Below are 25,226 nucleotides of genomic sequence, written 5' to 3' on the forward strand. Positions count from 1 at the left end.
GGCGCTTGTACACCCCCCTCTGGCCTGCCNNGGGGGGAGATTGGATGTCACTCCCGGTCTCGCCACTCTCCAACGTTGCAGAAAAAGCGAGGCGAAGAGGCTGCCAATCTCCCCCCTTGCGGGGGAGATGCCTGGCAAGGCAGAGGGGGGTGCTGGCCCGCAAGCGACCGAAGATGGGAGAACCTTCTGATGGCAACCCCCCTCGTTGTCTCCGACGTCGCCAAGAGCTTCACCATGCATCTGCGCGACGGCATCAAATTGCCTGTTATGGCCGGTGTCTCGTTCTCGATCAGGGCCGGCGAATGCACCGTGCTCGGCGGCCCGTCCGGTGCCGGCAAGAGCTCGATCCTGAAGATGCTCTACGGCAACTACGCCGTCGACGAAGGCCAGATCATCGTCACGCACGATGACGGGCTGATCGACCTCGCCACCGCCAGCCCGCGCACCGTGCTTGCCATACGCCGGCAAACGATCGGCTATGTCAGCCAGTTCCTGCGCACCGTGCCGCGCGTCTCGGCGCTCGATGTCGTCGCCGAACCGCTGGTCGAGCGCGGCGAGGATCGCGAAATTGCACGCGGCAAGGCACGCGCCTTGCTGGCGCAGCTCAACCTGCCGGAGAGGCTTTGGGCATTGCCGCCAGCGACTTTCTCCGGCGGCGAGCAGCAGCGTGTCAACATCGCGCGCGGTTTCATCACCGAGCACCCGATCCTGCTGCTCGACGAACCCACCGCTTCGCTCGACGCCAAGAACCGCGACGTCGTGATCGAACTCATCGCCGCCAAGAAAGCGGCTGGTGTCGCCCTGCTCGGCATCTTCCATGACCACGACGTGCGCGAGGCGGTTGCCGACCGCGTCATCGACGTCACCACTTTCGCGCCCGGAAAAATCGCCGCATGACCAGGAAGTTGTCGGAGACACCGCTGGTCCATCCGACAGCGGACGTGCAGAACTCGACGCTCGGTCGCTGGACCGAGATCGCCGACCGCAGCCGGGTGTCGGAAAGCGAGCTCGGCGACTATTCCTACATGATGCAGGATTGCGCAGTCTGGTGCGCAACGATCGGCAAGTTTTCCAACATTGCAGCCAGCGTGCGCATCAACGCCACCAATCATCCGACCTGGCGGCCGACGCTGCACCATTTCACCTATCGCGCCTCGGATTATTGGGACGACGCCGAGCACGAGAGCGAGTTCTTCGCCCAGCGCCGCGCCAGGCGGGTCACCATCGGCCATGACACCTGGCTCGGCCACGGCTCGACCATCCTGCCCGGCGTCACCGTCGGCGATGGCGCCGCGGTCGGCGCCGGCGCGGTGGTCACCAAGGATGTTGCCCCCTACACCATCGTCGGCGGCGTGCCGGCAAAGCCGATCCGCGAGCGCTTCGACCGTCGCACTGCCGAACGCTATCAGGCACTCGCCTGGTGGGACTGGGACCATGCCAGACTGCGCACCGCCCTTGATGATTTTCGTTCGCTTGAGGCTGAGGCTTTTCTGGAAAAATACGGCGGATAAGCCATCACATCATCGTCATGGGCGAACCTGTTTCATATCCCTGACACATCGTCGGGGCAGGACGCGGTCTTTCCCTTTGGAGATTGCAATGCCTGTTTCTGTCAGACCGTCGCTCGCCGCATTCTTTGCCGGCTCCAATCCGAAGCCGCCGGTTCATCTCGGCACGCGCTACGACACGTCAGGCAATTTCCTGATCGAGCCCGGCAACACGGTCGTCAGTCATCTGGTCAGCGGTTCGCCGTCCGAGGCTGTGGTGCTTGCGGTGCGCGACCGCATGCTGGCCATGCCTGACGCCGACCGACTCGCCTTCACGCCCGTCTCCAGCCTACACATGACGTTGTTCCAGGGCATCATCGAATATCGCCGCCGGCTGCCTTACTGGCCGCAGGACGTGCCTCTCGACACCAGCATCGACGCCATGACCCGCCTCTATCTGGAGCGGCTGAAGGGCTTCGAGGGCTTCGGCCCGTTCAACATCAAGGTCGTCGAAGTTCTGCCGACCGGCCTCACCGTTGCCGGCGCGACCGACGACGATTTGCGCATCATGCGCGCCTGGCGCGACGCGCTGGCCGTGCCGTTCGGTTACCGGCATCCCGATCACGATACCTACGTCTTCCACATCACCTTCGCCTACCAGATCCGGCGTCTTGCGGAGGATCGTACCGACGCATGGCAGGACCTGTTCGACGATTGCCTGACACTTTTCGAGCAGCAGGCTCCCGTAGTCGAAATCAAGGCGCCCGCCTTCTGCAGCTTCAGGGACATGGAGCACTTCGAGGAACTGCTGGTCCTGGGCCGGCCGTAACTCCACGCCTGTGGAGCGTAACAAAACTGACATCATCGCGACACGGCAGGTTCATGTGGCTGCGTTAGGCGAGAGCCTGACGATCAATGGTCCGGACTGGAACCTGCCCCATGCCAGCAACCTCTGCCACACTCGAAATCCGCGGTGTCACCCGACGATTCGGCAAGAACACTGCCGTCAGCGACATCAACATCGCGATCCCGCAGGGTCAGATGGTTGGCATTATCGGCCGTTCGGGCGCCGGCAAATCAACCCTTCTTCGCATGATCAACCGTCTCATCGATCCCAGCCAGGGGTCGATTTTTTTTGACGGCGCCGAGGTCTCCCAGTTGCGCGGCTCGCCGCTGCGGCGCTGGCAGCGTGACTGCGCCATGATCTTCCAGCAGTTCAACCTGGTGCCGCGCCTCGACGTGCTGACCAACGTGCTGCTCGGCAAGCTGAACCACCGTTCGACCATCACCAACCTGTTCGGCATGTTCTCTCGCGCAGAATGCGCCGAGGCGGTCGCGGCACTCGAACGGCTCGACATCGCGCGCACCGCGCTGCAGCCCGCAGGCACCTTGTCGGGCGGCCAGCAGCAGCGCGTCGCCATTGCCCGCGCCATGATGCAGCAGCCCAGAGTGATCCTCGCCGACGAGCCGATCGCGTCGCTCGACCCGCTCAACGCCAAGGTGGTGATGGATTCGCTGCAGGACATCAATTTGCGCGAAGGCATCACCGTCGTCACCAATCTGCACACGCTGGATACTGCCCGCACCTATTGCAACCGCATCATCGGCATGGCCGCCGGCAAGGTCGTCTTCGACGGCCCGCCGGAAGAGCTCAACCGCGAGGCCGTGCGTCTCGTCTATGGCGCCGACAGCAATGGCCAGGAAATCTCCGAGGCCATCACCTCGACCAGCGTTGCCTTCAGCCGAAAGATTGCCGCATCCGCCGGACCGCTCGAGCCCGCATTCCCGGGGTACTGAGAGCGGCCTGGATCGCCAGCCCGCGTCAAGGGCACCTGTCAAAATCGATAACGCTGCCGGCGCGGGGCCGGAACCTACAGGAGAGATAGCAGATGTTCAGGAAGATGGTTTTCAGCGCCGTTTCGGTGCTCGCCATGGCGACCAGCATGGCCCACGCGGCCGATATGAAGGAATTTCGCGTCGGCATTCTCGGCGGTGAAAACGAAACCGACCGGCTGCGCAACTACCAGTGCCTCGCCGACCATTTGAAGACCGAATTCGGCTTCGAAAAGGTCTCGCTGTTCCCCGCCGCCGACTATGACGGCGTCATTCAGGGCCTGCTCGGCGGCACGCTCGACTTCGCCGAACTCGGCGCTTCCGGCTATGCCAGCGTCGTTCTCAAGGACCCGAAGGCGGTCACTCCGATCCTCACCACCCAGCAGACCGACGGCGCGACCGGCTATTATTCGATCGGTCTGGCGCTGAAATCCTCCGGCATCACCGACATCAAGTCGGCCAAGGGCAAGAAGCTCGGCTACGCCGATCCGGATTCGACCTCCGGCTACCTGATCCCGCTGACCCAGATCCCGAAGGACACCGGCGCTTCGAACGAAACCTTCTTCGCCTCGACCCAGTTCAACGGCGGCCACGAGAACAACGTCCTGGCCGTGCGTGACGGCAAGGTCGACGTGGCGGTGGACGATTCCTCCGGCATCGGTGACTTCAAGGACGGCTACACCTCCGGCACCTTCCACAAGGAAGTCGCCAAGGGCGCCGTCGACCCCAACGACTTCGTCGAAGTCTGGCGCTCGGGCCTGATCCCGAACGGCCCGCTTGTCGTGCGCACCGCGCTCGGCGACGAGATGACCGCCAAGCTCGCCGACTTCTTCACGCAGCTGCCCAAGAAGGACAAGGCTTGCTTCGAAGGCGTCGAAGGCGGCGATTTTACCGGCTACGTTCCGGTGAAGCCGGACTTCTACAACGTCATCGTCGAAGCCCGTAAGGCAGCCATCGGCGGCTAACGGCGAAATCAGGAAGGGCGGTGTTCAAAGCACCGCCCTTTTTGCATCTCCGATCATGACCCTTTCCGTGACAGCCCCTTCCGGCGCCACTCACCAGATGGCCGACGCCTGGCGTCGCCAGACGTCCTTGCGCCGGCTCTACACCGCCATCGGTGTCGGCCTGCTCCTTGTCGCGCTCGGCAGCACCATGTGGTTCGCCGACGAGGCCAATGCCGGGCATTTCTTCGACCGGCTGCCGCATTTGCTGGATTTCCTGAGCTGGCTCGTCCCCAAGGACTGGAACGATGTCTGGCGAGCGATGTTCGACGTCGCTTCCCCGCATGACACCGGTACCCAGGAATTCAACTTTCCGCTTGGCCGCGCCTATGTCTGGGGCAGCTTCTACATTCCTGAATATTTCGAGCTGATGCTGACCACGCTCAACGTGGCGCTGGTCTCGACCTTCATCGGCTTCGTCTTTGCCGTGCCGTTTTCCTTCATCGCGGCGCGCAATTTGACGCCGCATCCGGTGCTGCGGCTGATCGTCAAGCGCTTCATGGAACTGCTGCGCGCCTTTCCCGAGATCGTCATCGCCGGCCTGTTCGCGGCCATCGTCTCGATCGGCCCGATCGCCGCCATCATCGCCATCGGCCTGCATTCGATCGGCGCACTGGGCAAGCTCTTCTACGAGATCAACGAGAACATCGACATGCGCGCCGAGGAAGGCCTGAGGGCGGTCGGCGCCAACTGGTTCGAGCGGGTGCGCTTTGCCGGTTTGCCGCAGGTGCTGCCCAACTTCATGTCCTACACACTGCTGCGGATCGAGATCAACGTGCGCATCTCCACCATCATGGGCGCGGTCGGCGGCGGCGGCATCGGCGAGGAGCTGAAGCTGTCCATCTCGCGCGGCTTCGGCGCCAAGACGATAGCCCTCGTGCTGCTCCTGTTCACGACGATCTTCATCGTCGACCAGTTCTCCGCCTGGCTGCGCCGCAAGCTGGTCGGCGAGCAGGCCTTCGTGATGGGAGCATGATCATGATCCCGAAAAGTGGCATCCGGTTTTCTCGGACAAACGGGAACCCGTTTTGTCCAAAGATCATGGCAAAGCAGGAAGACTACCCATGGCCACCATGACCGCCGATCAAATCCAGTCGATAGAGGAACGCTTTCCTCAGGTGTTCCACCGACCGTTCCACAAGCGTTTTGGGCCGTTGCTGCTGCTTGGCGGCACCTTTCTCTACCTGCTCTATGCGCTGTGGTTCTTCAATCTGCCGCAAGTCATGCGGGAATCGCACTGGGAGCGGCTGCCGCTGTTCCTGACCCAGTGGATCAGCTACGACGTGCAGCCGATCTTCCGCCTCGATGAGCCCCAGATCACCGCCAAATATCCACGCTTCTCGGTGCTTGGCCCGAATCCCAACCCGGACTGGGTCAAGACCAATGCCGATGGTTCGGTGACGATCCTGATCGACGGCACAGCCAAGTCGATCACCTTCAACAAGACGCAAGCGACGATAATTGCCAACGGTGAAACCGTTGCAGTCGGGTTAGGCACCGGCAAGCCGCTGATCTCCGGACCGGTTCCCGGTTGGATCACCGCGCATGAAGATGAGGTCGTCGCCGACATGGGCTTTGCCGGCGAGGCCCGCGTCGCAGTTGACCGCGTCAGGATACGCAAGCGTTTTCTCGGCTGGGCAAACTTCGTCTTCGACACGCGCTCGCCCTTCTTCGGCAAGTCGGCAAGCGAAGTGGCCTCGCTGATCGTCTCCGGACCGGAACTGAAACCGGGCACGTCCAATCTGGCGCTGGCCGGCGACAACATCTGGAACAACGCCCAGTGGCAGCATGGCGATGTCTGGACGAAACTCTTGCAGACCATCGTCATGGCCTTTCTCGGCACCATGCTGGGCGGCATCGTCGCCTTCCCGCTGGCCTTCTTCGCCGCCCGCAACATCACGCCCAGCCGGCTGGTCAACCAGGTGCTCAAGCGCTTCTTCGACTTCATGCGCTCCATCGACATGCTGATCTGGGCGCTGTTCTTCACCCGCGCCTTCGGGCCGGGACCGCTGGCGGGCAGCGCTGCCATCTTCTTCACCGAGATCGGCACGCTCGGCAAAACCTATTCCGAGGCACTGGAGAACATCGACGACAAGCCCCGCGAGGGTGTCACCTCGACTGGAGCCAACGGCCTCCTCGTGCAGCGCTACGGCGTGCTGCCGGAAGTGGTGCCGGTCTTCATCAGCCAGACACTCTATCAGTGGGAATCCAACACCCGCGGCGCGACCATCATCGGCGCCGTCGGCGCCGGTGGCATCGGCCTGAAACTGTGGGAAGCGATGCGCACCAACTCCAATTGGGCCAACGTCTTCTACATGGTGCTGCTGATCCTGCTCGTCGTGTTCATTTTCGACAACATTTCCAATTTCCTGCGCCGCCGGCTGAGCCAGACGATCCACGATTACAACAGGATCCAGGCCGAGCAGGGTTAGCCTTGTGACGCAGAAGCGCACGCATCGCCTCGCCCGGCGCCAAAGGGTCGACCCCCACTCCGTCGAGCTTCGCTCGACACCTCTCCCCCGATCGACGGGGTAGAGGAAAGGCGCAAGGCTGTCCGAGCCGGCGCCTGTCCTCCAAGGCCGAGGCTTTCTTCCTCTCCCCGCGCCACCAGGCTTCCTTTCCTCTCCCTCCGGAGGGGGGGAGAGGTGGCTCGGCGAAGCCGAGACGGAGTGGGGGAACCACCTGGCAACCGCCGCGAACGCAGATAGAAAATGGACCAGGCGCAATCATCATCGCGCCTCACACCAAGGGTCGACCCGCACTTCGTCGCGCTGCGCTCGACAGGTCTTTGCGTCGATCAGATGCTAAGCCGCTTTCTTCCACCCGTTCTTGATATGCCTATACCCCTCGCGATAAACCGCTTCCGGGCTCTCGGAAAAGTCGCGCCACACCTTGGTCGCCGCCGCCAAATCCTTCAGCGAACGCCCGAACGCCTCGATCGTCAGCCAGTCGTCGTAGCCGCTCTTGCGGATGGCCGAGAATGTCTCCTTCCACGGAATGTTGCCGCGCCCGGGCACGCCGCGATCATTCTCCGAGATGTGGATATGCACGACATTCCGGCGGTGTTTTGTATAGGCGCCGATCGGGTCGGCCTCCTCGATATTGGCGTGGAAAGTGTCGTACATCGCCTTGATGTGCGGCCGGTCGATGGCGTCGATATGCTCCGACAAATCCGCCATCGTGTTGAGGAGATAGCATTCGAAGCGGTTGAGCGCCTCGAGCCCGATGGTGACGTTCCTCTTGCCGGCGTGGTCGCCGATGGCGCGTTGCGAGGCGACCGAGCGCTTTTTCTCGGCGGCCGTTGGCCCAGCGCCGGAAAAGGCGCCGAGCGTCGAATGCAGAGGGCCGCTCAGCGTGCTGGCGCCAAGCGCATTGGCGCAGTCGATCGCCCATTTCATATAGTCGACACCGGCCTTGCGCGTTGCCGCATCGGCCGAGATCAGGTTCATCGCCGGATCGCCCATGGCTGAAACCGCGGTCCGCTCCAGCCCGATCCGGTCGAGCAGCTCGCCGAGCTTTCTATAGTCGTCCGGCGTGCCGGCGAAGATCGGTATCTCGACGCCATCGAAGCCGGTCGTCTTGATGTCGCGCAGCAACGGCTCGTGTTTCTTCGACACGGCCGTCGTCCACAAGAACATGCACATGCCGATTTTCATCGACGCCCCTCCCCTTGGATCCCCCCGGATCTTTTATTTTAGAGCTTGGTCCACGCCCCATTCTTCTTCGAAGACTTCACGCAGGCCTCGATGAAGGCCATGCCTTCGACGCCGTCTTGAATGGTCGGGAAGACGACATCCTTTGCCGGCTTGCCGCCCTTCTTGCGCGCCGCACGGATCGCGCGCGCGGCCTCCTGGTAGATGTTGGCGAAGCCTTCGAGATAGCCCTCGGGATGGCCTGACGGTACGCGGCTGACACGGCCTGCCACCGGCAGCGCGCCGGCACCGTTGCGAGTGATCAATTGCTTGGGCTGGCCGAACGGCGTGTACCAGAGATAGTTCGGGTCGGCCTGCACCCATTCCAGCCCACCCTTCGAGCCATAGATGCGCAGCTTCAGCCCGTTCTCGTGGCCAGGCGCCACCTGGCTTGCCCAGATCATGCCCTTGGCCGGATGCGTCTTGCCCGCAGGCTTGAAGCGCAGCATGACGTTGACGTTGTCATCGAGCAGCCGTCCCGGCACGAAGGCGTCGAGATCGGCCGAAAGGGAATCGAGTTCGAGCCCGGAGACAAAGCGGGCGAGGTTGTAGGCATGCGTGCCGATATCGCCCAGCGCGCCGCCGGCGCCTGCCTGTTTCGGATCGCCGCGCCACGCCGCCTGTTTCTGGCCGGTGGCGGCCAGATCCTCGGTCAGCCAGTCCTGCGGATATTCGGACTGCACGATGCGGATATCGCCGAGCACGCCCTTGGCCACCATTTCGCGCGCCTGCCGCACCATAGGATAGGCTGTGTAGTTGTGCGTCAGCACGAACACCTTGCCGGTCTTTTCGACCACGGCGGCCAGCTTCTTGGCCTCGGCCAGTGTGGTTGCCAGCGGCTTGTCGCAGATGACGTGAATGCCGGCCTCCAGGAAAGCCTTTGCCGCCGGTACATGCACATTGTTGGGCGTGACGATGGCCACCGCCTCGATGCCGTCGGGCCGCTTGGCCTCGGCCTTGGCCATCTCGGCATAGGACGCGTAGCTGCGATCGGGGTCGAGCCCGAGCTCGGCGGCCGAGGCCTTTGCGCGAGCCGGGTCGGATGACAAAGCGCCGGCGACCAGCACGAAGTCATTGTCCAGGCGCGCCGCGATTCGGTGCACCGCGCCGATGAAGGCGCCTTGCCCGCCGCCGACCATGCCGTAGCGGATCGGGCCGCCTCCCGTTTCCGACTTCGATGCGCCGACCATGTTTTTCTCCTTAGCTGTTGCTCACCTCCGCCTTGTGGGGAGGTCGATCCGCGCAGCGGATCGGGTGGGGTTGCCGGGCGTGGAGCGCGGCGTGAACCGACCCCACCCGGCCCTTCGGACCACCCTCCCCTCGAGGGGGAGGGAAGACCGCGTCAGATTCCCATCATGGCGCGCAGCACTTTCTTGTCCGTAGCGCCACCGGCGAAGTCGTCGAATGCCTTCTCCGTCACCCGGATGATGTGGTGCTGGATGAAGGGCGCGCCCTCGGCCGCGCCGTCTTCCGGATGCTTCAGGCAGCACTCCCACTCCAGCACCGCCCAGGAATCATAATTGTACTGCGTCAGCTTGGAAAAGATGCCGCCGAAATCCACCTGCCCGTCGCCCAGCGACCGGAACCGGCCGGCGCGGTTGGTCCAGCTCTGATAGCCGGAATAGACGCCTTGCCGGCCGGTCGGGTTGAACTCGGCGTCCTTGACGTGGAACGCCTTGATGCGTTCGTGATAGATGTCGATGAATTCGAGATAGTCGAGTTGCTGCAACAGGAAGTGCGACGGATCGTAGTTGATGTTGCAGCGCTTGTGGCCGCCGACCGCATCGAGGAACATCTCGAAGGTCGCACCGTCGAACACGTCCTCGCCGGGATGGATCTCGTAGCCGACATCGACGCCATTGTCCTCATAGACATCGAGGATCGGCTTCCAGCGCTTGCCGAGTTCGGCGAAGGCTTCCTCGATCAGCCCGGCCGGCCGCTGCGGCCACGGGTAGAGGTAAGGGAAGGCTAAGGCTCCAGAGAAGGTCACCGAGGCCTTCAGGCCAAGGTTCTTCGACGCCTTGGCGCCGAACTTCATCTGCTCGACCGCCCATTTCTGCCGCGCCTTCGGATTGTTGTGCACCGAAGCCGGCGCAAAGCCGTCGAACTGTGCATCATAGGCCGGATGCACCGCCACCAATTGCCCCTGCAGATGCGTCGACAGCTCGGTGATCTCGACGCCGGCGTCCGCGCAGATGCCCTTCACCTCGTCGCAATAGGCCTTGGAAGAGGCCGCTTTCTTGAGATCGAACAGCCGCGCGTCCCAGGTCGGAATCTGCACGCCCTTGTAGCCGAGACCGGCCGCCCATTTGGTGATCGACGCAAGCGAGTTGAACGGCGCGGCGTCGCCCGCGAACTGCGCCAGAAACAGTCCAGGGCCCTTCATTGTCGTCGGCATCGGCATCCTCCCTCATTGTTCTCGCGACCGAGCATAGCGCCGATTGGAAGCAGGGCCAGCCACTTTGGTCTTTTCTCAACGGGCGCTTGCACGCACCACCATTCTGGTATTACCAAATATGCGAATTTGGTCAAGCCTCGCGATACGCCATCAAGGTCCCGCGATCACACGGGATAGGGATATATATCTCAATATAATCAATGAAATAATTCGCGCAGAAAGTTGCATTCCCGCACTTCTTGCCGTCCCGCAGAATTTGCTGTAGACCTCACTTCAGGCCCAATTGGTCGAACCAGTTTGCAAGAAAAGGCTGGGGATGCCTTGGGGAGGAACCCTTGCGTCGCCTTTTGGCGATGCATGTCGCAGGCGAACCATAGAGACGAATTGGGAAGGACAGACCATGCATCTTTCGACGCACAACTGGATGCGCGCGGAACCCTTGGAGACGACGCTCAAGCGCATCAAGAAATTCGGCTATGAGTCGATCGAGATTTCCGGCGAGCCCGAGCAATACAAGACCAAGGAGACGCGCGCGCTGCTGAAGGAGCATGGCATCCGCTGCTGGGGCGCGGTGACCTTGATGCTGGGTGAGCGCAACCTGGCGGCCAAAAACCAGGGCCAGCGCGAGCGCTCCGTTCAGTATGTCAAGGACGTGCTGACCATGGTCAGCGAACTCGATGGCGAGATCATCACGCTGGTTCCGGCGACCGTCGGCAAGGTGGTGCCTGACGGCACCGAGGAAGAGGAGTGGAAGTGGGTTGTCGACGCGACCCGTGAATGCTTCACCCATGCCAAGAAGGTCGGCGTCAAGATTGCGGTCGAACCGCTCAACCGCTTCGAGACCTATCTGTTCAATCGTGGCGCCCAGGCCCTGGCGCTGGCTGACGCGGTCAGTCCCGAATGCGGCGTCTGCCTCGATGCCTACCACATCCATATGGAAGAATTTAACGTCTATGACGCGATCCGGCAGGCCGGAAAGCGCCTGTTCGATTTCCACGTCGCCGACAACAACCGCTTCGCCGCCGGCCTCGGCCAGATCGACTGGCCGAAGATCGTCGCCACCTTGCGGGAGATCGGCTACGACGGCGCGCTGACCAACGAATTCGTTGCGCCCGTCGACCGGACGCCGGCGGCACCCTATCCCGACATGGTCGAGCGCAATCCGGTCGACATCTCGCCCGAACAGCTGAAGTTCATCCAGGACCACGGCTCCAGCGTGCTCACGGAAAAATTCTACACCGACCAGATGCGCATCAACGCCGAAACGTTGCTGCCGCTGATCAAGTAGCCGGCTGCCTGTTGGGAAATTTGCCCTTCCGCCAGACGGCGGCAGGGCTGGGGAAGAATATGCGCATCAAGACCGTCCAAGCCTGGTGGGTCCGCGTCCCGATCGAAGCCGCTCGGCAACACCGCAGCGACTTCGGCCAGGTGACGACCTTCGACGCCGCCATCCTGCGCATCGAGACCGATGACGGGCTGGTCGGCTGGGGCGAAGGCAAGAACGCCGCCGGCAGCGCCGGCAGCTACGGCGCCCTCGTCCACATGCTGAACCATGAGGTCGGGCCGCAGCTGATCGGCCGCGATCCGGCCGACATCGGCGTCATCTGGGAGATGCTCTACAATGGCGTGCGTCACGACAGCGCCGCGCGCGCCGGCCACGCCATGCCGCAGCTGGCGCGGCGCGGCATGAGCATCGCCGCCATCAGCGCCGTCGACATCGCGCTGTGGGACATCCTGGGCAAATCACTCGGCGTGCCGGTCTGGCGGCTGCTCGGCGGCCGCAAGCTCGATCGCATGCCGGCCTATGCCTCCGGCGGCTGGGCGGCCGCCGACGCCATCGGCGAGCAGTTGAAGTCCTATATCGCCCAGGGCGGCTTCAAGGCGCTGAAGATGCGGGTTGGCGCCATGGACGGCGCAGCGCATGTGTCCGCCACCCGCGTGCGCGCCGCACGGCAGGCGCTTGGCCCCAATGTCGAGCTTATGGTCGACGCGCACGGCACCTACACGGTGGCCGAAGCCAAGCGCTTCATCCACCTCGTCAACGATCTGGATCTCGCCTGGTTCGAGGAGCCTATCATCGCCGACGACAAGTCCGGCATGGCCGAGGTGCGGGCATCCGGCGCCGTCCCGATTGCCACCGGCGAGAGCGAGGCGACACGCTATGCCTTCCGCGACCTCGCCGTGCTCAAGGCCGCCGACATCTTCCAGCCCGATCCCGCCTTCTGCGGCGGCATCAGCGAGGCGATGAAGATCGGCACCATCGCCAGCGCCTTCAATTTGCGCTTTGCGCCGCATCTGTGGGCCGGCGCACCCTGCTTCTTCGCCGGGCTTCATGTCTGCGCCGCCTCGCCGTCTAGTTTTACAGTCGAATATTCGCTCGGCGCCAACCCGATGATCCATGATCTGATCGAAGAGACTGTCGAAGCCAGTGACGGTATGATAGCGATCCCGGAAATGCCGGGTCTGGGATTCACCATTTCGGAGCGGTTCCTGGAGGCGCACGCGCAACGCGGTTGACGATGAAAGAAAAGAACCTTCTCGCGGAACTCGCCGCCTACCTGTTCTCCCATTCGGACAAGGAGACCGGCCGAACGCCGTCGGAACGCGAACTGGCGGAGCATTTCGCTGTCAGCCGCGGCCAGATCCGCGAGGCGCTCGCCATCCTCGAAGCCATGCGCATCGTCGAGCGGCGCGCCAAGTCCGGTATCTACATCGACACCAAGCAGGCCAGCGTCGAAGCCATGGCGCTTTTTGCCCGCGCGGGCCTGCCGCTCGATCCGATCCAGATCTACGAGACGGTCGAGTTGCGCAAGATCCACGAGATCAAGGCGGCCGAACTTGCCTGTTCGCGCGCCACCGAGGAGAATTTCGAGCGGCTGCGCGAAATCCTGAAAGCTTCGGAAGAGCGTATCGCCGCAGGCGAAGGCCTTGCCAGGGAAGACCGCGAATTCCACCTCGAGATCGTGCGCGCCACCAAGAACAGCGTCTTCCACAATGTCTGCAGCGTCTACTACATGATGGGCGAGCAGCGCCTGCCGATCTATTTCAATGACCCGGAGCGCAGCGTGCGCTCGCATGCCGAGCACATCCAGATCTATGAGGCGCTGCTGCGCCGCGACGGCAATCTCGCCCAGGCGCTGATGAGCGCCCATCTGCAGGGTGCTGAGAGCTACTGGAAAGGCCTGATCGAGGGCCATGGCGAGGAACCACAAAGCCCGGCGCTCGAAAGAGCCTGACCGACATGGCCCGTATCCTCACGACACACCCCCTGCACCCGCGCGCCTCGGCCATGCTGGCCGGCGCCGGAGAGCTCGTCGTCGCCTCCGCCATCGATCCAGCCACGCTGGCCTCCGAGGCGAAGAACGCCGACATCGTCATCGTGCGCGCTCCGCTGCCGCCTCAGCTTTTCGACGACGCCAAGCAGCTGAGGGCGGCAATCCGCCATGGCGCCGGGCTCGACATGATTCCGATGGAAGCAGCGACCGCCGCCGGCGTGCTGGTGGCCAACGTGCCGGCGGTCAATGCCCGCTCGGTTGCCGAACACGTCATGTTTGCGGCGCTCGCTTTGCTTCGCAACTTCCGTGTCGTCGACCGCGACCTGCGCGCCAAAGGCTGGCTTGCCGGCCGCGAGCACGCCAATTCCAACAGCGAGCTTGCCGGCAAGACGATCGGCATCGTCGGCCTCGGCGCCGTCGGCCAGGCGGTCGGCCATATCGCGGCGCACGGCTTCGACCTGAAGGTGGTGGCAACGACGCGCAGCATGCAGCCGGCGCCGGAGAAGGTCGGCTTCCTGTCAATCGACGCCCTGGTCGAGCAAAGCGACATCATCGTTCTGTGCTGTCCGCTGACGCCGGAGACGCGCGGCCTGATCAACCGAGAGCGGATCGCCCGCATGAAGCCGCATGCGCTGCTGATCAACGTGTCGCGCGGGCCGGTCATCGACGACGACGCGCTGATCGAGGCCTTGCAGAAGCGAGGCATCGGCGGCGCTGCGCTCGACGTGTTTTCGACGCAGCCACTGCCGTCGAACCATCCCTATTTCGGCTTCGACAATGTCATCGTCACGCCGCACATGGCGGGGATCACCGAGGAATCGATGATGCGCATGGGCGTCGGCGCGGCGGGCGAGGCCTTGCTGGTGCTGGCTGGCAAGCTGCCGGTCAACCTGCGCAATCCCGAAGTGGTCGATCACTACCGGCGGCGGTTTCCGCTCGACATATAGCGCATCGCGGTTTCGCCCCAATTCTCCGCGACGTTGCGGGCATGTCCGGTGTTCGCCTCGCATTTCTGATTGCCTCGTCCATCTGCACCTTGCCGGCATTTGCCGCAGCCGAGAGCAGCTATGTCTATTGCGACAATGGGGTGCGCTGCTTCCAGGCGCCCTGCCCGTCGAACAGCGCACTCGACCTTGCCACCGGCACGATCATCAAGGGCGTGTCGATCGACACCAGCGGCTTGCCGCAGGCCGACAAGGCGATAACCGATCAGTCCGACGTGCTTTACAGCGGAAAGATCGTCGTCAGGGGGTCGATCGAGCACCGCACCCGGACCATCACCGGCAAGGACTACAGCCTGCCCTGGCTGGTCGCGACCCGCATCGTACGGACCGCCAAGGACAGCGAACGCAAGCACTGTTCGTCGCACTGATAGTCAGTCCAGCCCTGGTCACGAGCCAAGCAGCGATTCTATTTCAGCAGCAAGCCGCAACAGACGCCGGTCATGCCCATTGCGTGCCACCAGCATCAATCCGGCGGGCAGTGCTGTGCCTGGCATCGGCAGCGAGATCGCACAAAGGTCGAACTGGTTGGCGACCTGCGTGTTGCGCAGCAGCAGGCCTTCGGTGCGGTCGCGCAGCTCGGTATCCTCAGACATCGAAATGATGGTCGGCGCCGTCACCGGTGTGGTCGGCAGAGCCAGCACATCGACCGATGCCAGCCGCTCGTCCATGGCAGCGACGAGCGCTGCACGACGGCGCATTGCCCTGATGTAGACAGGCGTCGGCAGCATTGCCGCCCGCGACAAAGGCCCGCTGACATGCGGGTCGACCGGCACCGATGCCCCTGTCGCCAGCCAGTCGGCATGCACTTCGGCCCCTTCCATCGCAGCGATCGAACCACGCTTGGTCGCCGCGCGCATGTCGGCAAGCAGATCATCGATCGGCAGGTCCGCGATCCGTGCGCCGGCCCGTTCGGCCTTGCCGAGACAGCGCTCGAACGCTGCCGCGACCTCACCATCCGTCTCTTCGAAAAGGACGCCACGCGGGATGCCTATGCGAAGCCCAGCCAAGGCAATGGGCGCCAGCGCTGCCGCTTCCGCGCCAGCCATCACGGCGTCGGCGGCGGCACACTGAGCGACGGTTCGGGCCAGCGGCCCGATCGAGTCCAGCGTGGCCGACAGTGGGAACGCGCCGGCGAGCGGCACGCGTCGCGCTGTCGGCTTGAAGCCGACAACACCGTTGAGTGAAGCCGGAATGCGTATCGAACCACCGGTGTCGGAACCGATCGATACTTCGCTCGTCCCCTCGCCGACTGAAACGCCGGCGCCCGAGGAAGAGCCGCCCGGAATGCGACCGGCGTCAACGGCATTGCCGGGCGTGCCAAAATGCTGATTGTCGCCGATCGCGGTAAAGGCGAATTCGGTCATGTTGGTCTTGCCGATGATGACCGCGCCGGCCTGCCGCAGCCGGCTGACAATGGCGGCATCGCACAAGGCGGGCGCGGCGGTCTTGCGCATCAGCGAACCGGCCGTGGTTGGTTCGCCGGCGACATCCAACAGATCCTTGATCGAGACAATGGTGCCGTCGAGTGGTCCGAGCTTCACCCCTGCCCGCTTGCGGGCATCGCTGGCGTCAGCCGCCGCTCGTGCGGCTTCGGCATAGAGCTTCGTGAACACGCGCTCTTCACCGGCACGGGCGGCAAGGCGCGCAAGGATGATTTCCAGGTGATCACGGACTGATTGCATTTTCGGTGTCGGACTCCAGACGCCTTGAACGTCCTTGGGGCATGGCTTGCCGAGACTTAACCCGGCGCAGGCGGTTTTGCACCCTGTCGAATACGAGGAAAAATCCGATGCTCTATAAAGGCAGCTGCCACTGCGGCAAGGTCGCCTTCGAATTCAAGGCCGAACTGACCGGCGCCGTGCGGTGCAATTGCTCGATTTGCTCACGCAAGGGCGCCCTGTTGTGTGCCATTCCGCACGGGACCTTGCAGGTCCTGGCCTGGGGCGACGATCTCGGCACCTACACATTCGGCAACCATGCCATCGCGCACCGGTTCTGCCGGGCCTGCGGCATCCATCCCTTTGCGGAGGACGTCGGCGAAGGGAACGAACGAAGCGCCTACGTCAACCTCAACTGCGTCGCCGATATCGACCCGTCCACCTTGCCAGTCTTCGATTTCGATGGACGTTCGGCCTGAGCGATTCCGGATCGCCTTACCGGTAACCCGTTGCATCGGCGGGTTTGCCGGCATCCTGGATCTCCGGCACATAGCGCCAGGCATCGGGCCGCGAACCGTCGAGATCGGTAAAGCCATAGACCCGCGCCAGCCCGCCGCTGGATAGCGACTGCCCGTTCCAGCGCGAGCGATCCGGATCCGCGGCCAAAGCGGCAACGGCGCGGCCGACGAAGCGTGGCGTCTCGGAAATGACGATATGCGGCACTGCGGCAGTAGCATCGCGCCAGTTTTTTTCGGCGACGCCATAAATCTCCAGCATCATTTCCGAGCGCATCCAGCCGGGCGTCAACGAAACCGAGGTGGCGCCGTGTTTTGCAAGGTCCTTGGCGTGGACCCATGCCATGCGGTTCACCGCAACCTTGGCAAGATCGTAGAAGGGCGACAGGCGATAGTGCTCGGCATTGTATTCGGCAGTGCCATCGGTGATCTCGACGAGCAGGCCGCCGGGCCGTTCGATCATAAGGGGCAGCGCATGATGGGCGGTGATCAGATGCGTGTCGATGGCCAGGCGCAGCATGCGCAAGCCGTTGTCCAGATTGTGCTCCCAGACCGGCTTGTCCCATTCGAACAGCTTTTCACCGCCCCAGATATCGTTGACCAGTATATCGAGACGGCCTTGTTCGGCGCGGATTCGCTCGACCAGCCTGCGCACATCGTCAGCCATGAGATGATCCACCTGCACGGCGATGCCCCTGCCGCCGTTCGCAGTCACCATTTCCGCCGTCTCCTCGATGGTTTCGGGCCGGGCATATTCGGATTGTTGGGCGCGCGTGCTGCGCCCGGTGACATAGACGGTGGCGCCGACAGCGCCGAGTTCGACCGCTATGCCTCGTCCGGCGCCGCGCGTCCCGCCGGCGACCAGGGCAACTTTCCCTTGCAACGTCATTGAACTCTCCCAAAAACGGACTCATCGATCAGACACGGGCTGGCCTGTGCTGTTCACAGCATATATAAATGATCATTCGGTTATATCAGGATGTCAAGATGACCCGGCCAAAAACCCAGTCCGACGAGCAGGTGCTGGAGACCGCGCACCGGCTGATCCACGAGCATGGTCCCGAAGCACTCACCTTCGAACGTCTGGCAAAGGCTTGTGGTCTCTCTGGTGCAACGCTGGTGCAGCGCTTCAAGAACAAGGCGCAACTGAAACAGCGAACCTTGCTGCACGCCTGGGACAGTCTCGACGAGAACACCAGAACGCTGGCAGCCACCGTTCCCAGAACCCCAGCCGGCGCGGTCGCGCTTCTGGTGGCGCTGTCGCAATTCTATGGCGGCATCGAATCCTATGCCGAAGGCCTGCTGGTCCTGCGCGAGGATCTGCGCGATCCCGTGCTCAGGGCGCGGGGTGCGGCCTGGAAGGCGTTCCTGTGCGACGCTCTTGCAGCTCGTTTTGCTGAAACGCCCGACCCGCCACGCGACATCGGCCTGCTGATGGCCTCGCATTGGCAAGGCTCGTTGCTGTGGTGGAGCTTTGACCCGGTGATCGAAGTGGCCGCTTATGTCGAGGACAGCCTGAACCGCTTTGTCGCCGCCGTCACAACGGCAGCGGCCCGAAAACCGTGATGGTTCTCGGGCCGACGCGCAGTGTCAGGGGAGCCTGATTTGCGTCCAGGCTACTCGGCCCGCTTCGGGCCGCGCAGGAACACCACGATGGCCGCCAGCAATGTCGCCGCGCCGCAATAGGCGAAGGCGCTGGCCACGCCTGCATGGTCGACCAGCAAGCCGCCGAAGACAGCACCGAGCGCAATCGCCACCTGGAACGTCGCCACCATCAGTCCGCCGGCGCTCTCTGCCTGATCGGGCGCGGCCCGCACCAGCCAGCTCTGCAGCCCGACCGGCACCGCGCCGAAGGCAAAGCCCCAGACCGCAACCGCGGCAGCGGCGACCGTGGGCGAAGCGCCGAAAACCAGCATCGAGGCGGCTGCCAGAGCAATCAGCAGGGGTGCCAGAGCGACCGCTGCCTTGAGGCTGCGTTCGGCCAGGATGCCGCCGGCGACATTGCCGAAGAAGCCGCCTATGCCATAGGCCAGCAGCACCAGCGAGATCGTCTCGATGTCAAGCACGGGCACCTTCTCGAGGAAGGGGCGGACATAGGTGAAACCGGCAAAGTGTCCCGAAGCGACCAGCAGCACGACCAGCAGGGCGACCCTGATCGACGGACGCTCCAGCACATCGAGCAAGGTGCGGAAGCTCGCCACACCCACGGGCGGCAATTTCGGAATGGTGGCCAGTTGCACCAGCAGCGCCAAGGCGGCAACGACAGTGGCAATCATGAAGGCCGTGCGCCAGCCCCAGATGTCGCCGACATAGGCGCCGACCGGCGCCGCGCAGACGGTCGCCAGCGAAACCCCGGTGAGGATGATCGACATGGCGCGCGGCATCAGCCGCATCGGCACCAGCCGCAGCGCCATGGCCGCCGACATCGCCCAGAAGCCGCCGAGCGCAACGCCGAGCACGACACGGGCAAGCAGAAGCACGGGCAGCGATGAGGCAAAGGTGGCCAGAAGGTTGGACAGGATCAGGAACACCGTCAGCATCCACATCACCAGCCTGCGGTCCATACGCCTGGTGATGATGGCCATGGTGGGTGCGGCGATGGCGCCGACGATCGCGGTTGCCGTCACTGCCTGTCCGGCCACGCCCTCGCTGACGCCGAGATCGCGCGCCATCGGCGTCAGCAGGCTGGCGGGCAGAAATTCAGCCGTCACCAGACCAAACACCCCAAGTGCCAGCGAAACCACGGCACCCCAGGCCGGTTCGGTTCGTTCGTCGGAGTCTGCAGGGTTCAGAAGAGCAGCGTCGATGACGCCTGTCGCGGGTTCGGCCATGGTCAGTCTCCGATGTGTTTGCAGCGCAGCATTTGGCTGCAATGCAACATAGGGAGTGACCACCTGGAGTTTCCATGCTAGAAACACCATCATGTTTGATCATTCGTCCAAAATTCCAATCACTGGCGACCCGCTTACCGACATATTGCGCGGTTTGCGCCTCGATGGCGTCGAATATGGCCGCTGCGAAATGAAGGAGCCCTGGGGCATCCAGTTCCCGGCTCAACCCGCAGCGCGGTTTCATTTCATCGGCCGTAGAGGTTGCTGGCTGAAGCAGCCCTCCGGCGAATGGGTGGAGCTCAATGCAGGCGATGCGATCCTGCTGCCGCGCGGTGGTGCCCATGTGCTTGCCAGCGAACCCGGCGCCCAGGCTTGGCCGATCCACGGCTACGAGCTCGAGGAAGTCTGCAAGGACGTCTACTGCACTTCGAACGAAGAGATGTGCAGCAAGGACTGCAAACCGGGAACGCTGCTGTTCTGCGCCAGTATGTATTTCAATCTCGATGGCCTGCATCCCCTGCTCGGCATGATGCCGGACGTGATGCGCACGCATGAGCTGGAAGCCTACGAGCCCGGCATTCCGCATCTTTTGGAATCGATGGCGCGTGAGGTGACGATGGAACGCGTCGGCTCCGGCGGCATCCTGGCGCGGCTCGCTGACGTGCTTGCCGCCACCGTCATCCGCTCATGGGTCGAGCGCGGCTGTGGCGACTCGTCCGGCTGGATCGCCGCGGTCAGGGACCGCGAAATCGGCCGCGTGCTGGCCGCCATCCATCTCGAACCGAACCACGACTGGACGGTCGAGTCGCTGGCCCGGATGATGGGCGCTTCACGATCGGGATTTGCCGAGCGCTTCGCCACCATCGTTGGTGAAACGCCGGCAAAATATGTCACCCAGGTCAGAATGCATCAGGCGCGACAATGGCTGGTCCGCGACAGGATGAAGATCTCCGTCGTTGCCGCGCGTCTCGGCTATGAATCGGACGCCGCCTTCAGCCGCGCCTTCAAGCGCGTCATCGGCTCGGCGCCCAGCCACCTACGCGCCGAGGAACAGGCTGATATCCGCCAGGCCAGTTGAGGTTCTGTCCGCGTTGTGCACGCCCGCTACGGCTGGACGCAAGCAGCTCGCTCTATCCAGCGTGCCGCAAGCTGACGCCGCTGCCCTTGTCGAACAGCACCACCTTGTCCGGATTCCAGGCAAAGCGCACCGACTGCTCGATGGCCACATCGGTCCTGGCCGGCACGGTGGCACGTAGCGTCGCGTCGCCGACGCGCAGCGTCAGGATCTTTTCGACGCCATGGTTCTCGACGTCGTGGACACGCGCCTCGACTGGGGCGCCGCTCTCGAGATAGACATCCTCGGGACGAATGCCGAAGACGAGCGGGCGACCATCGGTCGCCGCACTCGCCTTGGCTCCCCCTGAAAAAGGCAGTTCGAAATTCAACGGTGCCATCACCGCGCGGCCGTTAACTAGCTTGCCGTCGATGAGGTTCATCGGCGGCGAGCCGACGAAGCTCGCCACATAGGTGTCGCGCGGATTGTTGTAGATCTCGTGCGGTGTGCCGGTCTGGACGATGCGGCCGTGGTTGAGCACGCCGACCTTGTCGCCCATCGACATCGCTTCGATCTGGTCGTGGGTGACGAACAGGAAGGTGGCGCCAAGCTGCATCTGCAGGTTCTTCAGTTCCGTGCGCAGCGCCTCGCGCAGCTTGGCGTCGAGCGCCGACAGCGGCTCGTCCATCAGGAATACGCGCGGCTTGCGCACGATGGCGCGGCCGATGGAGACGCGCTGCATCTCGCCGCCCGACAGCTTGTCGGTCTTGCGGTCGAGCAGATGTTCGATCCTCAGCGTGCGGGCAGCGCGGTCGACGCGATCCTTGATCTCGGCGTCGGGCAGCCGGCGGATCTTCGGCTTCAGCGGGAACTCGAGATTTTCGCGCACCGTATAGCGCGGATAGAGCGAGTATTGCTGCAGCACCAGCGCCACGTCACGCTCGGCCGCACCCCAGTCGGCAACGTCGACGCCGTCGATGAAGACCTGGCCTTCGCTCGGCTTCTCCAGCCCGGCGATCAGCCGCAGCGTCGTCGTCTTGCCGGCGCCCGTCTCGCCCAGCAGCACGAAGAATTCGCCGTCGGCGATGTCGAGATCGAGCCCGGTCAAGGCGGTGTGGTTGCCGAAGGTCTTCGAGATGTTCTTGAGCTGGATATGGGCCATGTCTACCGTCTCAATTTCTTTTTCGAGGGCGTCTGCCCTCCGCTATGGCTCCGGGCGTTCGATTGTTCGAAAGGCCAAATCGTTGACCTTTCGTGCCCTTCGGCCATCACAATCTCACTTCCAGCGACTTGCCGCTTGCCGTGTCGAAGAAATGCGCCTGGGCCGGATCGATCCTGGCGAACACCTTCTCGCCGGGACCGCTGACGAACCCGCTCTTGGTGCGTGCGCGCAGCATCTTGGAGCCGACTTTGAGGTCGACAATGTCGAAGGAGCCGAGCGGCTCGACGATCTGCGTCTCGACCGGCAGGAACCCCTCGGCCGCATCGCGGCGGATGAGGACGCCTTCCGGCCGGATGCCGAGCGCCAGCTGGCTGCCGGCATGGCCGTTGAGCTTCGACAGCAGCGCCCGCGGGAACTCGAAGCCGGCGGCAGCCCCGCCGACCGTCACCGAGACCGAGGACGCCGTCTCGGCGACCGCCGCATCGGCGACATTCATCACCGGACTGCCGACGAACTGTGCCACGAACAGGTTTGCCGGGTGCGAATAGACCTCGTCGGGCGAGCCGACCTGCTGCAGCACGCCTTCATGCATGATGACGATGCGGTCGGCGAGGCTCATCGCCTCGATCTGGTCGTGCGTGACATAGATGGTGGTCGAGCCCTGCTTGATGTGCAGCCGCTTGATCTCGGCCCGCATCTCCTCGCGCAGCTTGGCGTCGAGCGCGCCGATCGGCTCGTCCATCAGCATCGCCTTCGGCCGCCGCACCAGCGCCCGGCCGATGGCCACACGCTGCATGTCGCCGCCTGAAAGCGCCGACGGCTTCTTGTCGAGCAGGTCTAATATTTGCAGCGTCTTGGCAACCGAGCGCACTTCCTGTTCGATCTCGGCCTTGCTCTTGCGTGTGGCGCGTAGGGGAAAGGCGATGTTCTCGTAGACGCTCATATGCGGATAGAGCGAGAACGACTGGAAGACCATGGCGATGTCGCGGTCGGCGGCCTTCAGATGCTGGATCGGTTTGCCGTCGATAAGGATGTCGCCCTCGTCGATCGTCTCCAGTCCGGCGATGGCGCGCAGCGTCGTCGTCTTGCCGCAACCCGACTGGCCGAGCAGCACGATGAACTCGTTGTCGGAGATCTTCAGGTTGAGGTCCTTGATGACCTGGACGGCGCCGAAGAATTTCTGGACGCCGCGAAGCTCGATCTGGGTCAATGCTGTGCTCCCGGATTTCGCACCTGGCCGGTGCCGGCCTTCTCCTCAGGCGCGATCTTCGAGGTGATGTTGAAGCCGATCAGCCCGATCAGGATGATGGTCAGGCCGTAGGTGTGCAACAGCAGGTTCCAGGGCTGGCAGAGCGCGATGATGCCGAGCACCATCAGCACCTGGCTGCCGGGCTCCAGATATTTCTGATTGATGGCGCGAAAGCTCATTTGCGGATCGCTCCGAAGGACATGCCGCGCAACAGATGGTTACGGAGCAGGAAGGTGAAGATCGCGACCGGCAGCAGGAACAGGAAGGTTCCGGCGGCGATCACCGTCCAGTCCGGCAGGCCGGAGCCGACCTGGCTGGGAATGAACGGCGGCGCGGTCTGGGCGCGGCGGTTGGTCATGATCAGCGCGAAGGCATATTCGTTCCACGCGGTGATGAAGCAGAACACGGCAGTGGCGGCGATGCCGGTGGCCGCCTCGGGCAGCACGATCTTGAAGAAGGCCTCCATGCGCGTATAGCCGTCGACCAGGGCCGCCTCTTCATACTCTTTCGGGATCTCGTCCATGAAACCCTTCATCAGCCACACCGAGAAGGACAGGTTGAAGGCGGTGTAGAGGATGATCAGGCCGATATGGGAATCGTTGAGGCCGACCGCCCGGTACATCAGGAACATCGGGATCGCCACCACGACCGGCGGCAGCATGCGCGTCGACAGGATGAAGAAGAGCAGATCCGCCTCCCCCTTCACCTTGAAGCGCGAGAAGCCATAGGCGGTGAACGTTCCCATGCCGACCGCCAGCACCGTCGAGGTGATGGCGATGATCAGCGAGTTCAGGAAGCGGCTTGGATATCCCGACCACTGCACCTGACCCTTGCCGTCGCGCACGATCTTCTCGCCGCCGTCGAAGACGACGCGCTCCCACCACGGGGCGGCAGCATATTCTTCCGGCGTCGGCGGGCTGCGCAATTGCGAGCGCTTGGTGAACAGCTTCACGAAAGGCGAAATTTCCGGCTGGAAGACGACCGTCGGCGGGATGGTGGTGGCGAGGTTGCGCGGCTTGAACGCCGTCGAGGCGATCCAGTAAATCGGTGCCAGGAAAATGAGCGTCACCACCAGAATGGCGACGATGGCGACACGGTTGAAGCCGATTTCGGAAGAAGTGCGGACGGCAGCCATCTCAGCGCTCCTTCACCTTGTTGAGGTATTTGACGTAGATGTTGGTGATGGCCAGCACCATGATCAGCACGATGTAGGCGAGCGCGCAGGAGCGCCCCGTCTGCCACTCCTGGAACGCCATCTTGTAGAGCCGGATCGAGATCAGCTCGGTGGTCGGCTGGCTGGTCAGGATGTAGGCGAGATCGAAGGTCTTGAACGCTTCCATGGTGCGAAAGATGACGGCGATCATCAGGATCGGCGCGACCAGCGGCAGCGTGATGCGAAAGAAGGTGTAGAACGGCCCGGCACGATCGATCGCGGCGGCTTCGTAGAGGTGCTTCGGCACCGCCGACAGACCGGCCAGCGACAACAGCATGACGAAGGGCGACCACATCCAGATGTCGGTCAGCGCAACGGCGTAAAGCGCCATCTTCGGATCCGACAGCCATTCGAAGGTGCCGAGGCCGAGCGCATAGTTGATGATGCCGAAGGAAGGATCGTAGAGCAGCTTCCAGAACAGGCCGACGACGGCCATCGACAGCATCATCGGCAGTAGGAGAAGCGTTGTCAGCAGACCCTTCAGCGGGATGTCGCGGTTGAGCAGCATCGCGACGCCGAAACCGACCAGCAACTGTCCGGCGACCGAGATGATGACGTACTTCGCAGTGATGGCGAAGTTGGACCAGACATAGGGGTCGTTGAGCAGGTCACGATAGTTCTGCAGCCCGACGAAATTCGCCGGCGCGTTGGTCGACGCACGAAAATCGGTGAAGGAATAGCCGAGCGAATAGATCAGCGGAAAGATGTTGAAGACGATCAGGAACAGGACCGTCGGAATGATGAAGAGGTTGCGGATCGAAATGTCGCTGAGGCCGCGCGCGGCCGCTCTTGAAGACCTGTCCAGTGTGGTGATCATCGTGGTCGCCAAGACCCTGCTCCCGTTTGCAGAAAAA

26 protein-coding genes are annotated in these 25,226 nt (G+C 63.3%); 15 read left to right on the forward strand and 11 right to left on the reverse strand.

Annotated features, from left to right (window positions below; all coding sequences use genetic code 11):
* Window positions 1-189 precede the first annotated feature (189 nt).
* The 7 genes from phnL to phnE (FCU66_RS03600) all read left to right on the forward strand — a co-directional run bounded on the left by phnL (window position 190) and on the right by phnE (FCU66_RS03600) (window position 6,753).
* Complete coding sequence (gene phnL / locus FCU66_RS03570) at window positions 190-897, forward strand: phosphonate C-P lyase system protein PhnL (protein ID WP_136617235.1); 708 nt, start codon at window positions 190-192, stop codon at window positions 895-897.
* Complete coding sequence (locus FCU66_RS03575; protein WP_136617234.1) at window positions 894-1,511, forward strand: DapH/DapD/GlmU-related protein; 618 nt, start codon at window positions 894-896, stop codon at window positions 1,509-1,511. Before phnL ends, FCU66_RS03575 begins: the two co-directional genes overlap by 4 nt.
* Before the next feature lie 88 nt (window positions 1,512-1,599).
* Entirely contained in the window at window positions 1,600-2,316 is a 717-nt protein-coding gene (locus tag FCU66_RS03580; RefSeq protein ID WP_136617233.1) for a DUF1868 domain-containing protein, read from the forward strand.
* Between the two features lie 110 nt (window positions 2,317-2,426).
* Window positions 2,427-3,284 (forward strand): phosphonate ABC transporter ATP-binding protein, encoded by an 858-nt coding sequence (phnC, locus tag FCU66_RS03585; RefSeq protein ID WP_136617232.1) that lies wholly within the window; start codon window positions 2,427-2,429, stop codon window positions 3,282-3,284.
* A gap of 92 nt (window positions 3,285-3,376) precedes the next feature.
* Window positions 3,377-4,285, forward strand: coding sequence for a phosphonate ABC transporter substrate-binding protein (phnD, locus tag FCU66_RS03590; protein WP_136617231.1), 909 nt, complete (start codon window positions 3,377-3,379; stop codon window positions 4,283-4,285).
* Between the two features lie 55 nt (window positions 4,286-4,340).
* Window positions 4,341-5,297, forward strand: a complete 957-nt coding sequence (gene phnE, locus FCU66_RS03595; protein WP_136617230.1) for a phosphonate ABC transporter, permease protein PhnE — start codon at window positions 4,341-4,343, stop codon at window positions 5,295-5,297.
* 88 nt (window positions 5,298-5,385) lie between these two features.
* Window positions 5,386-6,753, forward strand: coding sequence for a phosphonate ABC transporter, permease protein PhnE (gene phnE / locus FCU66_RS03600; RefSeq protein ID WP_136617229.1), 1,368 nt, complete (start codon window positions 5,386-5,388; stop codon window positions 6,751-6,753).
* 372 nt (window positions 6,754-7,125) lie between these two features.
* Here phnE (FCU66_RS03600) and FCU66_RS03610 read toward each other — a convergent pair whose 3' ends face one another.
* From FCU66_RS03610 to FCU66_RS03620, 3 genes are all read right to left on the reverse strand, one after another.
* The gene (locus tag FCU66_RS03610) at window positions 7,126-7,977 is read right to left on the reverse strand and encodes a sugar phosphate isomerase/epimerase family protein (protein WP_136617228.1); all 852 of its coding nucleotides are present in this window, start codon (window positions 7,975-7,977) and stop codon (window positions 7,126-7,128) included.
* Between the two features lie 38 nt (window positions 7,978-8,015).
* A complete protein-coding gene (locus FCU66_RS03615; RefSeq protein ID WP_136617227.1) occupies window positions 8,016-9,203 on the reverse strand; it encodes a Gfo/Idh/MocA family protein in 1,188 nt (395 codons plus the stop codon).
* A gap of 152 nt (window positions 9,204-9,355) precedes the next feature.
* Window positions 9,356-10,411, reverse strand: a complete 1,056-nt coding sequence (locus FCU66_RS03620) for a sugar phosphate isomerase/epimerase family protein (protein WP_136617226.1) — start codon at window positions 10,409-10,411, stop codon at window positions 9,356-9,358.
* Window positions 10,412-10,811: 400 nt separating this feature from the next.
* Here FCU66_RS03620 and FCU66_RS03625 point away from each other — a divergent pair, with 400 nt between their 5' ends.
* Genes FCU66_RS03625 through FCU66_RS03645 form a run of 5 tightly spaced genes read left to right on the forward strand, consistent with a single transcriptional unit; the run spans window position 10,812 to window position 15,058 of the window.
* Window positions 10,812-11,699 carry a sugar phosphate isomerase/epimerase family protein gene (locus FCU66_RS03625; RefSeq protein WP_126070590.1) on the forward strand — a complete coding sequence of 296 codons (888 nt, stop codon included), beginning with the start codon at window positions 10,812-10,814 and terminating at the stop codon, window positions 11,697-11,699.
* Between the two features lie 59 nt (window positions 11,700-11,758).
* Window positions 11,759-12,928 (forward strand): mandelate racemase/muconate lactonizing enzyme family protein, encoded by a 1,170-nt coding sequence (locus FCU66_RS03630; protein ID WP_136617225.1) that lies wholly within the window; start codon window positions 11,759-11,761, stop codon window positions 12,926-12,928.
* A 2-nt stretch (window positions 12,929-12,930) separates the two neighbouring features.
* On the forward strand, window positions 12,931-13,647 hold the full coding sequence (locus FCU66_RS03635) for a FadR/GntR family transcriptional regulator (RefSeq protein ID WP_136617224.1): 717 nt from the start codon (window positions 12,931-12,933) through the stop codon (window positions 13,645-13,647).
* Between the two features lie 5 nt (window positions 13,648-13,652).
* Window positions 13,653-14,633: a hydroxyacid dehydrogenase gene (locus FCU66_RS03640; RefSeq protein WP_136617223.1), complete on the forward strand. Its 981-nt coding sequence runs from the start codon at window positions 13,653-13,655 to the stop codon at window positions 14,631-14,633.
* A 41-nt stretch (window positions 14,634-14,674) separates the two neighbouring features.
* Window positions 14,675-15,058 (forward strand): hypothetical protein, encoded by a 384-nt coding sequence (locus FCU66_RS03645; RefSeq protein WP_136617222.1) that lies wholly within the window; start codon window positions 14,675-14,677, stop codon window positions 15,056-15,058.
* An 18-nt stretch (window positions 15,059-15,076) separates the two neighbouring features.
* On the opposite strand, the gene FCU66_RS03650 is transcribed toward FCU66_RS03645, so the two are convergent.
* Entirely contained in the window at window positions 15,077-16,372 is a 1,296-nt protein-coding gene (locus tag FCU66_RS03650) for an amidase (RefSeq protein WP_136617221.1), read from the reverse strand.
* A 107-nt stretch (window positions 16,373-16,479) separates the two neighbouring features.
* On the opposite strand from FCU66_RS03650, the gene FCU66_RS03655 reads away from it, so the two are divergent.
* Complete coding sequence (locus FCU66_RS03655) at window positions 16,480-16,827, forward strand: GFA family protein (protein WP_136617220.1); 348 nt, start codon at window positions 16,480-16,482, stop codon at window positions 16,825-16,827.
* Between the two features lie 16 nt (window positions 16,828-16,843).
* Here the strand turns inward: FCU66_RS03655 and FCU66_RS03660 are convergent, their stop codons facing one another.
* The gene (locus FCU66_RS03660; RefSeq protein WP_136617219.1) at window positions 16,844-17,752 is read right to left on the reverse strand and encodes an SDR family oxidoreductase; all 909 of its coding nucleotides are present in this window, start codon (window positions 17,750-17,752) and stop codon (window positions 16,844-16,846) included.
* A gap of 98 nt (window positions 17,753-17,850) precedes the next feature.
* On the opposite strand from FCU66_RS03660, the gene FCU66_RS03665 reads away from it, so the two are divergent.
* The gene (locus FCU66_RS03665) at window positions 17,851-18,429 is read left to right on the forward strand and encodes a TetR/AcrR family transcriptional regulator (protein WP_246093765.1); all 579 of its coding nucleotides are present in this window, start codon (window positions 17,851-17,853) and stop codon (window positions 18,427-18,429) included.
* A 50-nt stretch (window positions 18,430-18,479) separates the two neighbouring features.
* Here FCU66_RS03665 and FCU66_RS03670 read toward each other — a convergent pair whose 3' ends face one another.
* Window positions 18,480-19,694 carry an MFS transporter gene (locus FCU66_RS03670; protein ID WP_136617217.1) on the reverse strand — a complete coding sequence of 405 codons (1,215 nt, stop codon included), beginning with the start codon at window positions 19,692-19,694 and terminating at the stop codon, window positions 18,480-18,482.
* Between the two features lie 91 nt (window positions 19,695-19,785).
* Between FCU66_RS03670 and FCU66_RS03675 the strand changes: the two genes are divergently transcribed.
* Entirely contained in the window at window positions 19,786-20,772 is a 987-nt protein-coding gene (locus FCU66_RS03675; RefSeq protein ID WP_136617216.1) for an AraC family transcriptional regulator, read from the forward strand.
* Window positions 20,773-20,824: 52 nt separating this feature from the next.
* Here the strand turns inward: FCU66_RS03675 and FCU66_RS03680 are convergent, their stop codons facing one another.
* The 5 genes from FCU66_RS03680 to FCU66_RS03700 all read right to left on the reverse strand — a co-directional run bounded on the left by FCU66_RS03680 (window position 20,825) and on the right by FCU66_RS03700 (window position 25,201).
* Window positions 20,825-21,910 (reverse strand): ABC transporter ATP-binding protein, encoded by a 1,086-nt coding sequence (locus FCU66_RS03680; protein ID WP_136617215.1) that lies wholly within the window; start codon window positions 21,908-21,910, stop codon window positions 20,825-20,827.
* 106 nt (window positions 21,911-22,016) lie between these two features.
* Complete coding sequence (locus tag FCU66_RS03685) at window positions 22,017-23,120, reverse strand: ABC transporter ATP-binding protein (RefSeq protein ID WP_136617214.1); 1,104 nt, start codon at window positions 23,118-23,120, stop codon at window positions 22,017-22,019.
* Entirely contained in the window at window positions 23,117-23,338 is a 222-nt protein-coding gene (locus tag FCU66_RS03690; protein ID WP_056594768.1) for a hypothetical protein, read from the reverse strand. The genes FCU66_RS03685 and FCU66_RS03690 overlap by 4 nt, the downstream gene beginning before the upstream one ends.
* Window positions 23,335-24,294 carry a carbohydrate ABC transporter permease gene (locus FCU66_RS03695; RefSeq protein WP_136617213.1) on the reverse strand — a complete coding sequence of 320 codons (960 nt, stop codon included), beginning with the start codon at window positions 24,292-24,294 and terminating at the stop codon, window positions 23,335-23,337. Before FCU66_RS03695 ends, FCU66_RS03690 begins: the two co-directional genes overlap by 4 nt.
* 1 nt (window position 24,295) lies before the next feature.
* Window positions 24,296-25,201: a carbohydrate ABC transporter permease gene (locus tag FCU66_RS03700; protein ID WP_056594760.1), complete on the reverse strand. Its 906-nt coding sequence runs from the start codon at window positions 25,199-25,201 to the stop codon at window positions 24,296-24,298.
* Window positions 25,202-25,226: the final 25 nt, after the last annotated feature.

The sequence above is a fragment of the Mesorhizobium norvegicum genome (genome assembly GCF_004919685.1).
GTDB lineage: Bacteria > Pseudomonadota > Alphaproteobacteria > Rhizobiales > Rhizobiaceae > Mesorhizobium > Mesorhizobium norvegicum.

Excerpts from the sequence above, each read along its gene's own strand:
- phnC (WP_136617232.1), top strand. The coding sequence starts at position 2,427 with ATGCCAGCAACCTCTGCCACACTCGAAATCCGCGGTGTCACCCGACGA.
- FCU66_RS03680 (WP_136617215.1), bottom strand. The coding sequence starts at position 21,910 with ATGGCCCATATCCAGCTCAAGAACATCTCGAAGACCTTCGGCAACCAC.
- FCU66_RS03640 (WP_136617223.1), top strand. The coding sequence starts at position 13,653 with ATGGCCCGTATCCTCACGACACACCCCCTGCACCCGCGCGCCTCGGCC.
- phnL (WP_136617235.1), top strand. The coding sequence starts at position 190 with ATGGCAACCCCCCTCGTTGTCTCCGACGTCGCCAAGAGCTTCACCATG.
- FCU66_RS03610 (WP_136617228.1), bottom strand. The coding sequence starts at position 7,977 with ATGAAAATCGGCATGTGCATGTTCTTGTGGACGACGGCCGTGTCGAAG.
- phnE (WP_136617230.1), top strand. The coding sequence starts at position 4,341 with ATGACCCTTTCCGTGACAGCCCCTTCCGGCGCCACTCACCAGATGGCC.
- FCU66_RS03635 (WP_136617224.1), top strand. The coding sequence starts at position 12,931 with ATGAAAGAAAAGAACCTTCTCGCGGAACTCGCCGCCTACCTGTTCTCC.
- FCU66_RS03660 (WP_136617219.1), bottom strand. The coding sequence starts at position 17,752 with ATGACGTTGCAAGGGAAAGTTGCCCTGGTCGCCGGCGGGACGCGCGGC.
- FCU66_RS03650 (WP_136617221.1), bottom strand. The coding sequence starts at position 16,372 with ATGCAATCAGTCCGTGATCACCTGGAAATCATCCTTGCGCGCCTTGCC.
- FCU66_RS03580 (WP_136617233.1), top strand. The coding sequence starts at position 1,600 with ATGCCTGTTTCTGTCAGACCGTCGCTCGCCGCATTCTTTGCCGGCTCC.
- FCU66_RS03690 (WP_056594768.1), bottom strand. The coding sequence starts at position 23,338 with ATGAGCTTTCGCGCCATCAATCAGAAATATCTGGAGCCCGGCAGCCAG.
- FCU66_RS03615 (WP_136617227.1), bottom strand. The coding sequence starts at position 9,203 with ATGGTCGGCGCATCGAAGTCGGAAACGGGAGGCGGCCCGATCCGCTAC.
- FCU66_RS03625 (WP_126070590.1), top strand. The coding sequence starts at position 10,812 with ATGCATCTTTCGACGCACAACTGGATGCGCGCGGAACCCTTGGAGACG.
- FCU66_RS03695 (WP_136617213.1), bottom strand. The coding sequence starts at position 24,294 with ATGGCTGCCGTCCGCACTTCTTCCGAAATCGGCTTCAACCGTGTCGCC.
- FCU66_RS03670 (WP_136617217.1), bottom strand. The coding sequence starts at position 19,694 with ATGGCCGAACCCGCGACAGGCGTCATCGACGCTGCTCTTCTGAACCCT.
- FCU66_RS03665 (WP_246093765.1), top strand. The coding sequence starts at position 17,851 with ATGACCCGGCCAAAAACCCAGTCCGACGAGCAGGTGCTGGAGACCGCG.
- FCU66_RS03620 (WP_136617226.1), bottom strand. The coding sequence starts at position 10,411 with ATGCCGACGACAATGAAGGGCCCTGGACTGTTTCTGGCGCAGTTCGCG.
- phnD (WP_136617231.1), top strand. The coding sequence starts at position 3,377 with ATGTTCAGGAAGATGGTTTTCAGCGCCGTTTCGGTGCTCGCCATGGCG.
- phnE (WP_136617229.1), top strand. The coding sequence starts at position 5,386 with ATGGCCACCATGACCGCCGATCAAATCCAGTCGATAGAGGAACGCTTT.
- FCU66_RS03675 (WP_136617216.1), top strand. The coding sequence starts at position 19,786 with ATGTTTGATCATTCGTCCAAAATTCCAATCACTGGCGACCCGCTTACC.
- FCU66_RS03575 (WP_136617234.1), top strand. The coding sequence starts at position 894 with ATGACCAGGAAGTTGTCGGAGACACCGCTGGTCCATCCGACAGCGGAC.
- FCU66_RS03645 (WP_136617222.1), top strand. The coding sequence starts at position 14,675 with ATGTCCGGTGTTCGCCTCGCATTTCTGATTGCCTCGTCCATCTGCACC.
- FCU66_RS03655 (WP_136617220.1), top strand. The coding sequence starts at position 16,480 with ATGCTCTATAAAGGCAGCTGCCACTGCGGCAAGGTCGCCTTCGAATTC.
- FCU66_RS03630 (WP_136617225.1), top strand. The coding sequence starts at position 11,759 with ATGCGCATCAAGACCGTCCAAGCCTGGTGGGTCCGCGTCCCGATCGAA.